The organism is Frigoribacterium sp. MCBA15_019, from assembly GCF_001864945.1.
Classification (GTDB): domain Bacteria; phylum Actinomycetota; class Actinomycetes; order Actinomycetales; family Microbacteriaceae; genus Frigoribacterium.
In genome coordinates this window covers 88,818-101,474 of record NZ_MJGS01000017.1, presented here as the reverse complement: position 1 = coordinate 101,474, position 12,657 = coordinate 88,818, and the positions used below count along the sequence as shown (strand labels likewise).

General features: G+C 71.9%; 11 protein-coding genes. All 11 read left to right on the top strand.

Annotation, left to right across the window (positions count from 1 at the left end; translation table 11 throughout):
- Window positions 1–47 precede the first annotated feature (47 nt).
- The 11 genes from BIV04_RS12610 to BIV04_RS12560 all read left to right on the top strand — a co-directional run bounded on the left by BIV04_RS12610 (window position 48) and on the right by BIV04_RS12560 (window position 12,599).
- Window positions 48–533, top strand: a complete 486-nt coding sequence (locus BIV04_RS12610) for a ribose-5-phosphate isomerase (RefSeq protein ID WP_043597130.1) — start codon at window positions 48–50, stop codon at window positions 531–533.
- Between the two features lie 107 nt (window positions 534–640).
- Window positions 641–1,615, top strand: a complete 975-nt coding sequence (locus BIV04_RS12605) for an Fpg/Nei family DNA glycosylase (RefSeq protein WP_071256648.1) — start codon at window positions 641–643, stop codon at window positions 1,613–1,615.
- Between the two features lie 69 nt (window positions 1,616–1,684).
- Window positions 1,685–2,308: an FMN-binding negative transcriptional regulator gene (locus tag BIV04_RS12600; RefSeq protein WP_071256647.1), complete on the top strand. Its 624-nt coding sequence runs from the start codon at window positions 1,685–1,687 to the stop codon at window positions 2,306–2,308.
- Window positions 2,305–3,813: an amidohydrolase gene (locus BIV04_RS12595; protein ID WP_071256646.1), complete on the top strand. Its 1,509-nt coding sequence runs from the start codon at window positions 2,305–2,307 to the stop codon at window positions 3,811–3,813. Before BIV04_RS12600 ends, BIV04_RS12595 begins: the two co-directional genes overlap by 4 nt.
- A 179-nt stretch (window positions 3,814–3,992) precedes the next feature.
- Entirely contained in the window at window positions 3,993–5,588 is a 1,596-nt protein-coding gene (locus BIV04_RS12590; RefSeq protein ID WP_071256645.1) for an ABC transporter substrate-binding protein, read from the top strand.
- Complete coding sequence (locus BIV04_RS12585; protein ID WP_255364284.1) at window positions 5,585–7,024, top strand: M14 family zinc carboxypeptidase; 1,440 nt, start codon at window positions 5,585–5,587, stop codon at window positions 7,022–7,024. Before BIV04_RS12590 ends, BIV04_RS12585 begins: the two co-directional genes overlap by 4 nt.
- Window positions 7,021–7,950 (top strand): ABC transporter permease, encoded by a 930-nt coding sequence (locus BIV04_RS12580; protein WP_071256644.1) that lies wholly within the window; start codon window positions 7,021–7,023, stop codon window positions 7,948–7,950. The genes BIV04_RS12585 and BIV04_RS12580 overlap by 4 nt, the downstream gene beginning before the upstream one ends.
- Complete coding sequence (locus BIV04_RS12575; RefSeq protein WP_071256643.1) at window positions 7,947–8,840, top strand: ABC transporter permease; 894 nt, start codon at window positions 7,947–7,949, stop codon at window positions 8,838–8,840. Before BIV04_RS12580 ends, BIV04_RS12575 begins: the two co-directional genes overlap by 4 nt.
- A gap of 20 nt (window positions 8,841–8,860) precedes the next feature.
- Entirely contained in the window at window positions 8,861–10,282 is a 1,422-nt protein-coding gene (locus BIV04_RS12570) for a serine hydrolase (protein WP_255364283.1), read from the top strand.
- Window positions 10,283–10,362: 80 nt separating this feature from the next.
- Window positions 10,363–10,935: a GbsR/MarR family transcriptional regulator gene (locus BIV04_RS12565; protein ID WP_083396439.1), complete on the top strand. Its 573-nt coding sequence runs from the start codon at window positions 10,363–10,365 to the stop codon at window positions 10,933–10,935.
- Window positions 10,932–12,599: an ABC transporter ATP-binding protein gene (locus BIV04_RS12560; protein WP_071256641.1), complete on the top strand. Its 1,668-nt coding sequence runs from the start codon at window positions 10,932–10,934 to the stop codon at window positions 12,597–12,599. The genes BIV04_RS12565 and BIV04_RS12560 overlap by 4 nt, the downstream gene beginning before the upstream one ends.
- Window positions 12,600–12,657: the final 58 nt, after the last annotated feature.

The window sequence follows — 12,657 nt, the reverse complement described above, 5'->3', positions numbered from 1 at the left end:
CGCGGTGCCGGTCGGCCCCGTCGTGGCCCGGTTCTAGGATGGTCACCATGCGCATCCACGTGGCGACCGATCACGCCGGCCTCGACTTCAGCACGACCGTCATCCAGCACCTCACCGACGCGGGCCACGACGTGACCGACCACGGTCCGACGAGCTACGAGCCGCTCGACGACTACCCCTCGTTCTGCATCGCGGCGGCGCGGGCGACCGTGCGTGACCAGCGTGCCGGCCACGAGGCGCTCGGCGTCGTCTTCGGCGGCTCGGGCAACGGCGAGCAGATCGCCGCGAACAAGGTCGAGGGCGTCCGGGCGGCCCTGGTCTGGAACGACTCGACCGCGAAGCTCGCCCGTCAGCACAACGACGCCAACGTCATCGCGATCGGGGCACGTCAGCACACCGAGGCCGAGGCGCTCGCCTTCATCGACGCCTTCGTCGCCGAGCCGTTCAGCCACGACGAACGCCACGTGCGCCGCATCGCGCAGGTCGGCGAGTACGAGACCACGGGCGCGATCGCCGGTCACCCGGTCGACTGACGACGTAACGTCGAGAGCGGCGGGACCCCCACCGGGGCCTCGCCGCTCCGTCGTCTCCGCCGTCACGCGTGAGACCGTCACCATCGACCACCGAGAGAGGTGTCGCCGTGCCCGAAGGCCATTCCGTCCACCGCATCGCCAACCAGTTCGAGCAGAGCTTCGTCGGTCACCGCGTCGAGCTGAGCTCACCCCAGGGTCGGTTCGCCGACGGGGCGACCCGGCTCGACGGCGCCACGATGGTCGATGCGAAGGCCGTCGGCAAACAGATGTTCCTCGAGTTCGACAACGGTCTGTGGTTGCACGTGCATCTCGGGCTCTACGGCGCGTGGGACTTCGCCGGCGACATCGCCACGGGCCATTCGATGGCCGAGTCGCGCACCCGTCGGGCGGCCACCCGCAAGGCCGAGAACGCTCCCGACGACGACGGCGAGGACTCCATGGCGAGCATCGGTGCCCCTCGCAGGACACGCGTGCGCATGGCCGAGCAGGAGAAGACCGAGGACGACATCGAGTCGTTCCCGCCCGAGCCCGTCGGGCAGGTGCGCGTGCGGTTGCTGACCGACACCGCCGTCGGCGACCTCCGTGGCCCGACGAAGTGCGAGGTCCTCGATGCGGCGGGTGTCGACCTGGCGATCTCGAAGCTCGGCCCCGACCCCCTGGTCGACTCGCCCAAGAAGGGCAGCGACCGCTTCGTCACGACCGTCCGCAAGAAGCGCACCCCGATCGGCCTGCTGTTGATGGACCAGAGCGTCGTCAGCGGCATCGGCAACATCTACCGCGCCGAGTTGCTGTTCCGGGCCCGGCTCGACCCGCACACGCCCGGCAACCAGGTGCCCGAAGACGTCCTGCGGGCCCTGTACAAGGACTGGACGAAGCTGCTGAAGAGCGGCGTCGAGATCGGCCAGATGATGACGATGGACGGCCTCACGAAGGCCCAGCACGCCAAGGCGCTCCGCAGCCGGGCCGACCGGCACTGGGTCTACCACCGCGAGGGCCTGCCGTGCCGGGTCTGCGGGACGAACATCGTCATGGAGGTGGCCGCGGGCCGCAAGCTGTACTGGTGCCCGACCGACCAGGTGTGAGCGGGCCCGTCGTGTTACGTGCGTGTCACAGCTTTCAGTCGCGGCTGAAACCTGTGACAGGGTGACACCATGCGACACACCCCCACGTTCGTCCTGTCCGACGTCGGCGAGGTCAAGCGGCTGGTCCGCGAGAACCCGTGGGCCACGATCGTCTCGCACACGGCGGCCGGTCTCGTCGCGTCCCACTACCCCGTCGTCCTCGAAGAGGACCCCGCCGACCCCGAGGCGATCGTGCTCGTCAGCCACGTCGGCCGCCCCGACGAGCGCTCGCACGAACTGGGCGAGCACGAGGTCCTGGTCATCGTCCAGGGCCCGCACGGCTACGTCTCGCCCGGCTGGTACCCGGCCGAGCAGATCATCCCCACCTGGAACCACGTCACGGCGCATCTCTGGGGCACGCCCGAGATCCTCTCCGACGACGAGAACTTCCGGGTGCTGGGCGAGCTCGTCGACCACTTCGAGCGCGTCATGCCCGAGCCGTCCACGCTCACCCTCGACGACGCGGGCTCGCGACGCGTCGCCAAGGGCACCGTCGGCATCCGCCTGCGGGTGACCCGGTTCGACGCCCGCGCGAAGCTCAGCCAGAACAAGGCGCCCGAGGTCGTCGACCGCATCGTCGACGAGCTCGAGCACGGAGAGCACTACGCGCAGCCGGCGCTCGCCGCCGAGATGCGCCGGGTGCGCGACCGATGACGGTCGGCGGCGGCACCCCGGCCGAGGAGGCGCGGCGCACGCTGCTGAGGGACGTCCGCCTGGTCGGCGGCGGGCCCGCCCCCATGGACGTCCTGCTCGACGGCGGCCGCGTCGTCGCCCTCGCGTCCGGTCTCGCCCCCGACGGTGCCGAGGTGGTCGACCTCGACGGCCGCTGGCTCGCCCCCGGCCTCTGGGACTCCCACGTCCACATGGACCAGTGGGCGCTGGTGCGCCGTCGGCTCGACCTGTCGCGGGCGCGGTCCGCCGCCGAGGCGGCCTCGATCGTGGGGGAGCGCCTGCGCGCCGAGCCGGTCGAGGCGGGTGGCACCCTCGTCGGCTACGGCTTCCAGGACGCACTCTGGCCCGACGGCCCGGGCCGTGCGCTGCTCGACTCGGTGGCCGGCGACGTGGCGGTTGTCCTGGTCAGCAACGATCTGCACTCCGTCTGGCTCGACTCGTCCGCCCTGGCCCGTCACGGTCACGCCGACCACCCGACCGGCCTGTTGCGCGAGCAGCCGGCCTTCGACGTCAGCGCCGCCGTGAGCGTCGTGCCGGACGAGCAGCTCGACGGGTGGGTCGCCGAGGCCGTCGACGCGGCCTCCGCGCGGGGGGTCGTCGGCGTCGTCGACCTCGAGATGACGCTGTCGCTCGACCGCTGGAGCCGGCGCGTGGCCGGCGGGACCCGCGGGCTGCGCATCCGTCCCGGGGTCTACCCGCGCGACCTCGACGCCGTCGTCGCCCGCGGGCTGCGCACCGGCGACGTGATCCCGGGCACCGACGGCCTCGTCACCATGGGACCGTTCAAGATCATCACCGACGGCTCCCTCGGCACGCGCACCGCGTGGTGCCACGACCCGTACCCCGGGCTCGAGGGCGACCCCGCGGCCCGGGGGGTGCGCATCTACGAGACCGACGAGCTCGTCGGGTGGCTGCGCCGCGCCTCCTCGGCGGGGTTCGTGCCGGCCGTGCACGCGATCGGCGACGCCGCGAACGCCCAGGCGCTCGACGCCCTCGAGCAGGTCGGCTGCGGCGGCAGCATCGAGCACGCGCAGTTGCTCGACGCGCGCGACGTCGACCGGTTCGCGCGCCTCGGCATCGTGGCCAGCGTGCAGCCCGAGCACGCCATGGACGACCGCGACGTGGCCGACCGGCTTTGGGCCGGCCGGACCGACCGCGCCTACGCGTTCGAGAGCCTGGTCGCCGCCGGCGTTCGGCTGCAGCTCGGCTCGGACGCGCCGGTGGCCCCGCTCGACCCCTGGGTGGCGATGGCCGCGGCGATCTCGCGGTCGCGCGACGGACGCGAGCCATGGCACCCCGAGCAGCGCCTGGTCGCCTCGGCGGCGCTCGCGGCCTCGACGGGCGGACGGGCGAGGGTGGAGGTCGACTCCGTCGCAGATCTCGTCGTCACCGAGGCCGACCCGCTCACCGCGACCGACGACGTCCTGCGCGCCCTCCCCGTCGTGGGCACGTTGCTGGCCGGTCGGTGGACCCACCGGACCTTCTGACCCCTGGCCCGGGTGTTTCCTCGATGTTTCGTGGCCATGAAGGTTTCAAAAAGTAGTGAAACTTTTGACGCCCAGGTCTTTCGCCGGGCGGCCACCCTCTTTAGCGTGGCGTCACACCGTCTCGTCACGGCATCGGAGTGCACCACCCGACCCGCCCCGCCCCGGGCGCTGGAGGACACATGAGAGCCACCCGTACGACCCTCGTCACCGCCGCCGCCACCGTCGTGGCCCTCACCCTCGGAGGCTGTGCCGCCGGAGGCGACAGCTCGTCCGCCGACGCGGGCGGCACCTTCGTCTACGCGACCGGAGAGCCGGACCACCTGACCCCCGGGCGTCAGACCGTCGCCTTCACCCAGGTGATGAGCCTGTTCGCTCCACTCGTCTCGGTCGACGCGGACAACGCGATCACCTACGTCCAGGCCGAGTCGGTCGAATCCGACGACAACGTGACCTGGACCATCACCCTGCGCGACGGCTGGACCTTCCAGGACGGCACCACCGTCACGGCCACGAGCTACGTCGACGCGTGGAACTACACGGCCGACGCCGCCAACGCCTTCGAGAACAGCGGCCAGCTCGCCGGCATCGTCGGCTACACCGACCTCAACCCTGCCGAGGGCGAGCCCACGGCGAGCACCATGAGCGGCCTCACCGTCGTCGACGACACGACCTTCACGGTCGAGCTGACGCACGCCGACAGCCAGTTCCCCCTGCAGATCAGCCAGGCCCAGACCGGCTTCTACCCGATGCCCGAGTCGGCGTACGACGACATGGACGCGTACGACCGCGAGCCCGTGGGCAACGGCCCCTTCGAGATGACCGAGCCCTGGGTGGACGACGCCGAGTTCACGGTAGAGAAGTACGCCGACTACCAGGGCGACGATGCCGCCCAGGTCGACAGCATCACCTACCGCAGCTACAGCGACCAGAACACCGCGTACACCGACGTGCTCGCGGGCAACGCCGACGTGCTGTTCCTCCCTGCATCCAAGATGACCTCGGCCGAGGCCGACTTCGGCGACCGGCTGTACTCGTTCGACGCCCCGGGCATCGACTACCTCGGCTTCCCGCTGACCGACGAGCGCTACTCGGACGTCCGCGTGCGACAGGCCATCTCGATGTCGATCGATCGCGACGCCGTGAACACCGCCATCTACGGCGGCCTCTACGAGCCGGCCACGGCCTTCACTCCGTCCGCCATGACGGGCACGCCGGACGGCCTCTGCGGAGAGTACTGCGAGTTCGACCCCGACGCGGCGAAGGCCCTGTTGGCCGAGGCCGGGGGCTTCGACGGCACCATGGAGATCGTCTACCCCGGCGGCAGCGGCGTCGACTCGCTCTTCGAGGCCTACGCGAACCAGATCCGCCAGAACCTCGGCATCGACGACGTCGTGGCCAAGCCGAGCACCGACTGGGCCGAGTACTACCAGGGGCTCGTCGATCGCACCACGGCCGGGCCGCACTTCGGCCACTGGGGTGCCCTCTACGTCAGCCAGCAGAACACGCTGCGGTCGCTGTTCACCGAGGCCGGCGGGTGCCACGACTGCACCTGGTACAGCTCGCCCGACGTCGACGCGCTGCTCGACGCGGCCGACCAGGCCGCGACGCCCGAGGCCGCTACCGAGGCCTACCGGGCCGTGCAGGAGCGGGTGCTCGAGGACTTCCCGGTCGCGCCCACTTTCTCCGACAAGTACTCCTACGTGACCAGCGAGAAGATCGCGACGCTGCCGCAGGCCGCGGGCAGCCCGATCGTGCAGGGGATCACCCTGCAGTGACGATCCACGACCGCGTCACCCGCACCTCCTCCGCCGTCGTCGGCTCGACGGACGACATCGTCCGTCGGGCCGGGGCGGTGCCGCCGCTCGACGGGTTCCCCACCCTCGACGACCTCTGCCGGCACTTCGCCCGCCTCGAGCGCGAGAACCCCGGTCTCGTCTCGAGTCGGCGGGTGGCGACGAGCCGCCTGGGCGAGCCGATCCATGCGTACTCCATCGGCTCGGGCTCGCGCGACCACCTCATCGTCGGCGGGGTCCACCCCAACGAGCCGATCGGGTCGTGGACGGCGATCCACCTCGCCGAGACGCTCTGCGCCGACGGCGACCTGCGGACTGCGCTCGACGCCACCTGGCACATCGTGCCGAGCATCGACCCCGACGGCGGCCGCCTCAACGAGGGCTGGTTCGCCGACCCGGGCGACCGGGGCCACTACGCACGGCGCTTCTACCGGCCGGCACCCGACGAGCAGGTCGAGTGGACCTTCCCGACCTCGTACAAGGACGCCTACTTCGACCGCGTGATGCCCGAGACGCTCGGGTTGATGCGCCTGATCGACGAGCTGCGGCCCGATCTCTACGTGAGCCTCCACAACGGCGAGATGGGCGGCGTCTACTACTACCTGAGCCGCCCCGTGCCCGAGTTGACCGAGGTGTTGCACGCGGTGCCCGCGTCCTTCGGGCTGCCGCTCGACACGGGCGAGCCCGAGTCGCCGTTCCTCGAGCGGTACGCGCCGGCGGTGTTCGGCACCGGCACGATCGCCGACGCCTACGACTACCTCGAGTCGCTCGGGGTGGACCCCGCGCTCGAGATCGCCGGCTCGTCGTCGAGCGAGTACGCGAGCCGACACGGCACCCTCGGGGTCGTGGCCGAGCTGCCCTACTGGAAGCACCCCGACGCCGACGACGGGTCGCCGACCGACGAGTCGTACGCCGACCTCTTGCGGCGGACGGGCGGTGAGATGACCGCCACGGGGGAGGCGCTCGTCGACCTCCTCGCGCGGGCGGAGCCCCTCCTCACGTTCGAGTCGCCCTTCCTGCGGGCCTCGCGCGCCTTCGTCCCGATGCTCGTCCGCATGGGGGCCGTCGACCGTGCGCGGGCCGCGAGCCCGGAGTCCGCCCGTCCCGCCACCGTCGCCGAGCGCTTCTCGTGCGAGGACCTCGTGCACTGCTTCCGGCTGCGCTACGGCGGCATGCTCCTGCGTGCGGTCGAGGCCGAGGCGGTCGCCGGCACGGCGACGGCGCCCCTGCGTCGCCTGGTCGACGAGACCGCGGTGCTCTACGCCGCCTGGCAGGCCGAGGCAGCAGCCGCCGACCGGGCCGAGGTCATCCCGATCTCGAGCCTGGTGGGCGTCCAGTACGGCGCCGTGCTGGCGGCCGCGGCCCACCTCGCGGCCGGGGACACCGCCGGGAACGCGACCGGGCCGGCCCCGCGATGAAGACCGTCCTGGCCGTGGTCGAGCGCGTCGGCGGCCTCGCCGTCGTCTTCGTCGGCGTGACCTTCGTGATCTACGTCATGGTCTTCGCCCTGCCCGGCGACCCGATCAGGGCGCTCGGCGGGGACCGTCCGCTCAGCGACGCGGTCGTCCGCGCCCTGCGCGCCGAGTACCACCTCGACGAGCCGCTCTGGCAGCAGTACACGCGCTACATCGGCGGGCTCTTCCGGGGCGACTTCGGCACGACCTTCACCGGGCAGTCGGTCGCCGACCAGATGGCCAGCCGGTGGCCGGTCACCGTCACGCTCGCCCTGTCGGCCTGGCTGCTCGAGATCGTCGTGGGCATCGGCCTCGGCGTGGTGTCGGCGCTGAAGCGCGGCACGCTGGTCGACCGGACCATCCTCGGCGGCACCATCGTCGCCAGCGCGATCCCGGTCTTCGTGGTGGGCGTGACGCTGCAGCTCGTCTTCGCGGTCCGGCTCGACTGGTTCCCCGTCGCCGGCGTGACGACCGGGTGGCCGACGGCCTACGTGCTGCCCGCCATCGTGATCGCGCTTTTCGGCCTGGCCTCGGTGTCGCGCCTGACCCGCGCCTCCGTGCTCGAGAACCTGAGCTCGGACTACGTCCGGACGGCTCGGGCCAAGGGGCTCACGCCGCGGCGGGTCATCGGGGTGCACGTGATGCGCAACTCGTTGATCCCGACCGCGACCTTCCTCGCGACCGACCTCGGCTACCTGCCCGGCGGCACGGTCATCATCGAGGGCATCTTCAACCTGCCGGGTGTCGGCAACCTGCTCTTCGGGGCCATCCGCAGCCACGAGGGCGCCACGGTGGTCGGCATCTCGACCGCGCTGATCCTCGTCTTCCTCGTCACCAGCCTCCTGGTCGACGCGATCCATGCCCTGCTCGACCCGAGAGTGCGCCGATGACCGAGAGCTTCACCACCCCCGTCGCCCCGTCCCTCGCCGACGGTCGTCGTCACCCCTTGAGGCGTGCCGTCCGGCGTCCGGGGTTCTTCGTGCCGGCCGCCGTGATCGCCGTGCTGGCCCTGATCGCGATCTTCCCCGGTCCCTTCGCCGGCCTGTTCGGTCACGGCGACCCGCGCGTCTGCGACCTCAACCTCAGCGGTGCCGACCCGACGGGCGGTCACCCCTTCGGGTTCGACCTGCAGGGCTGCGACGTCTACGCCAACGTGATCCACGGCACCCGCGCCTCCTTGTCCGTCGGCCTGCTGACCACGGTGCTCTCGATGGTCGTGGCGATCGTCGTGGGCACGATCGCCGGCCTGTACGGCGGCATCGTCGACGCGGCCCTGTCGCGCCTGACCGACGTCTTCCTCGGCTTCCCCCTGCTGCTGGGCGCCGTCGTGGTGCTCAACAGTGCCGGTGAGCGGTCCGTGCTGACGGTCTCGCTGGTGCTCGCCCTGTTCGGCTGGCCGACGATGGCGCGCCTCGTCCGGGGCTCGGTGCGCTCGGTGCGGCAGGCGGACTTCGTGCTCGCCGCGCGCACCATGGGCCTCTCGACCTGGCGAATCGTGACGCGCTACGTGCTGCCGAGCTCGCTCTCGCCGGTCTTCGTCGTCGCGACCATCACGGTCGGCGGCGTGATCGTCGCCGAGAGCTCGTTGACCTATCTGGGCATCGGCCTCGAGGCTCCCGCCATCTCGTGGGGCCTGCAGCTCTCGAGCGCGTCGAGCCAGTTCCAGAACGCACCGCACCTGCTCGTCTTCCCGGCGCTGTTCCTGGCCGTGACCGTGCTCAGCATCATCAGCCTCGGCGACACCCTGCGTGCCGCCCTCGACCCCCGCCGCCAGCAATGACGCCCCCCACCGGAGGACCCGTGACCCCCTCGACCGCCACCCCCGCCCTCACCGCGCAGCAGGTCACCGACCTGCGGTCCGCCCTGCCCTACGTCGACGGGTGGCTGGCCTATCGCCGCTGGCGCGAGCGGGTCCCCGGGGTGCAGACCGCGGTCTGGTTCGACGGAGGCCTACAGCTGTCGTCCGCCCACGGCCTGGCGGACGAGGAGGCGCGGGTCCCGCTGACCACGGAGCACCTGTTCCGCATCGCCTCGCACTCGAAGACCTTCACCGCCACGGCCGTCCTGCAGCTCGTCGAGCGGGGAGCCCTCCGACTCGACGACCCCGTGGGGACGTTCGTGCCGCGGCTGGCCGAGTCGGGGTCGTCACTGGCCGACGCCACCGTCCGCGAGCTGCTCGAGCACGGTGCCGGGGTCGTCCGGGACGGCCTCGACGGCGACTACTGGCAGCACGGCCGTCCGTTCCCCGACGAGGACGAGCTGCTCGACATGCTGCTCGACCACGGCGACAAGGCGCCCGCGGGGTCCGCCTTCAACTACAGCAACCTCGGGTACTCGCTGCTCGGCCTGGTCATCGCGGCGGCGTCCGGTCGGTCGTACGGCGAGTTTGTGACCGAGTCGATCGTCGACCGCCTCGGCCTCACCCACACGGGGCCCGAGTGGGACGACGCACGCGCCGCCGAGTACGCGGCGGGCCACAGCGGCCGCCACGTGTCGCAGACCCGGGTGAGGCTCGACCACGTCGACACGCGGGCCATGGCGGCAGCGACGGGTTTCTACGGCACGGCCTCCGACCTGGTCCGCTACGCCTCTGCGCACTTCGACGGCGACGAGCGCCTGCTGAGCGAGCACAGCAAGCGGCTCGCCCAACGGGAGGCCTGGCAGTCCGACGCGTCGCAGCCGGCCTCGGCGCACTACGGACTCGGGTTCGTGATCGACCGCGTCGGCGGGCACCGCGTGGTCGGGCACTCCGGCGGGTACCCCGGACACATCACCCGCACGCTCTTCGATCCCTCCATCGGGCTGGCCGTCTCGGTCCTCACCAACGCCGTCGACGGACCCGCCACCTCCCTCTCGTCGGGCGTGCTGCGCCTGCTCGACCTGGCTCGGGAGGCGGCCCCCGCCGGGTTGGCGACCCGCGCCTCCTCGTCCGGTGTCGACCCGGCTCGGTTCACCGGCCGGTTCGCGGGCGAGTTCGGCATCGTCGACGTCGCCCTGCTGGGCGAGAACCTGGTCGCGCTGCACCCCGGTACCCCCGATCCCGTCGACGGGCTCGACCGCCTGCGGGTGACCGGGCCCCGCGAGGTGCTCATCGCGCAGGGCAACGGCTTCGGGTCGGTGGGCGAGACCATGCGCTACGAGTTCGACGGCGACGGCCGGGTCACGCTGCTGCGCGGCTCCGGAGGCATGAGCATGCGCCCGGTGACGGAGCTCGACGGATGACGACGTCCGCGACCGTCGATCTAGGCTGGCGGCGAAGCGCCCGCCCTGCCGAGACGGGACCCCACGGATCGAGAGAACGCATGCCGAGCGACGACGCCACGACCGCCACGACCGTCACCCCCGTCGGCGACGCCGCCCGCCGCGAGTTCGTCGAACAGTTCGCCGTCATGTGGGAGATGGCCGGTTCGGCCCTGATGGACGGGCGCATCCTCGGCTACCTGATGATGATGCGCGAGCCCTTCGTCTCGTCGGCCGACCTGGGCTCGGCCCTCAGCGCCAGCGCCGGCTCCGTCTCGATGTCGACGCGACGCCTGGTCGACTCGGGGTTCATCAAGAGGCACGTCGTGCCCGGCGACCGCAGCCACTACTTCCGGGCCGAGGACGACATCTGGGGCAGCTGGCTCGCGGGCGAGCGCCGCTACCTCGACCGGCAGCGCATCACGATCGAGCAGGGACTCTCGGTGCTCGACCCCGCGAACGGACAGGACGAGGAGGTGCGGCGCCGATTGGTCAACGGCCGCGATTACATGGCCTGGATCTCGCAGTACCACCGCAAGATGCTCGCCGATTGGGAGGCCTTCAAGGCCGACCGCGACCAGACGGCCCCGGAGGCCGAGCCCACGCCGCCCGACCCGAACCAGGAGCCCCGATGACCGACCCGCTGCTGAGCGTCCGCGACCTCACCATCCGCTTCGACGTCGACGGGGTCGACCAGGTCGCCGTCCAGGGGGCCTCGTTCGACGTGCGCCGCGGGGAGGTGCTCGCCGTGGTGGGCGAGTCCGGCTCGGGCAAGAGCGTCAGCGCCATGTCGGTGCTGGGTCTGCTGCCCGCCAACGCCACCGTCGGCGGGTCGATCGTGTTCGACGGCGACGAACTGGTTGGGCGGCCCGAGAGCGCCGTGCGCCACCTGAGGGGTGAGCGGATCGCCATGATTTTCCAGGACCCCTCGGCGGCCCTCAACCCCGTCTTCACGGTCGGGTTCCAGATCGAGGAGGCCGTGCGGCGGCACGACCCCACCGTGAGCCGGGCGGCCGTGCGGGCCCGCGCGGTCGAGCTGCTGGCGAGCGTCGAGATCCCTGAGCCCGAGGAGCGGCTGAGGTCCTTCCCGCACCAGCTCTCGGGCGGCCAGTGCCAGCGGATCATGATCGCGATGGCCCTGGCCTCCGACCCGGCCCTGCTGATCGCTGACGAGCCCACGACCGCCCTCGACGTGACGGTGCAGGCCGAGGTGCTCGACGTGCTCCGCCGCCTCCAGCGCGGCTCGGGCACCAGCATCCTGCTGATCACGCACGACATGGGGGTGGTGGCCGACCTCGCCGACCGCGTCGTCGTGATGCGCTCGGGCGAGGTCGTCGAGACGAACGACGTCGGACCCCTGTTCGCCGCCCCGGCGGCCGACTACACGCGCGACCTGCTCGACGCCGTGCCCCGGGTGGGCGACCGGGTCGCGGTCGAGCCGCGTCCGGCCGACCCGGCGACGCCCGATGCGGAGGTGACGGGCGAGGCAGTCCCGGCGCTCGCCGTGCACGACCTCGTCGTCGAGTACGGCAACCGCCTCGTGGGCCGGTTCCGCGCCGTCGACGCGGTGAGCTTCGAGGTCGCCCGTGGTGAGATCCTGGGCCTGGTCGGCGAGTCGGGCAGTGGCAAGACGACGATCGGGCGGGCGGCGATCGGCCTGGCTCCGATCTCGGCGGGGAGCGTGCAGGCGACGGGGGTCGACCTGAGCACGGCCCGACGACGCGAGATCGCCGCCATGCGTGAGCGGGTCGCCGTCGTCTTCCAGAACCCGACGACGTCGCTCAACCCGAGGTACAGCATCGCCCAGACGGTCGCCGAGCCGCTGCAGGTGCGGCGGCGCCTCCGCGGCTCCGAACTGACCGACCGGGTCGACGCCCTGCTGGCCGACGTCGGGTTGGGTGGCGCGTGGCGGGAGCGGTACCCGCACGAGTTGTCCGGCGGGCAACGTCAGCGCGTGGCGATCGCCCGAGCGGTGGCGCTCGACCCCGAGCTGCTCATCGCCGACGAGCCGACGAGCGCTCTCGACGTCTCGGTGCAGGCCCGGGTGCTGGACGTCTTCCGCTCGCTGCAGAGCCGGCTGGGCTTCGCCTGCCTGTTCATCAGTCACGACCTCGCCGTCGTCGACTCGCTCTGCGACCGGATCGCCGTCCTGCGCTCCGGCCGCCTCGTCGAGATCGGTGACCGCAGCGAGATCCTGACCTCACCCTCGGACGACTACACCCGCCGCCTGATCGCCTCGGCACCGGTGCCCGACCCGGTCGAGCAGCGCCGACGTCGTGAGGAGCGCCTGAGCGCCTGAGCGCCTGAGCGTCTGACGGGTCGGCGCCGCGAGGCCGCTGCACGGCGAAGGCCGCCAC

Bases quoted from the DNA above. Each gene is read 5' to 3' on its own strand.
- BIV04_RS12610 (WP_043597130.1), top strand. From the start codon at position 48: ATGCGCATCCACGTGGCGACCGATCACGCCGGCCTCGACTTCAGCACG.
- BIV04_RS12600 (WP_071256647.1), top strand. From the start codon at position 1,685: ATGCGACACACCCCCACGTTCGTCCTGTCCGACGTCGGCGAGGTCAAG.
- BIV04_RS12595 (WP_071256646.1), top strand. From the start codon at position 2,305: ATGACGGTCGGCGGCGGCACCCCGGCCGAGGAGGCGCGGCGCACGCTG.
- BIV04_RS12590 (WP_071256645.1), top strand. From the start codon at position 3,993: ATGAGAGCCACCCGTACGACCCTCGTCACCGCCGCCGCCACCGTCGTG.
- BIV04_RS12580 (WP_071256644.1), top strand. From the start codon at position 7,021: ATGAAGACCGTCCTGGCCGTGGTCGAGCGCGTCGGCGGCCTCGCCGTC.
- BIV04_RS12575 (WP_071256643.1), top strand. From the start codon at position 7,947: ATGACCGAGAGCTTCACCACCCCCGTCGCCCCGTCCCTCGCCGACGGT.
- BIV04_RS12565 (WP_083396439.1), top strand. From the start codon at position 10,363: ATGCCGAGCGACGACGCCACGACCGCCACGACCGTCACCCCCGTCGGC.
- BIV04_RS12560 (WP_071256641.1), top strand. From the start codon at position 10,932: ATGACCGACCCGCTGCTGAGCGTCCGCGACCTCACCATCCGCTTCGAC.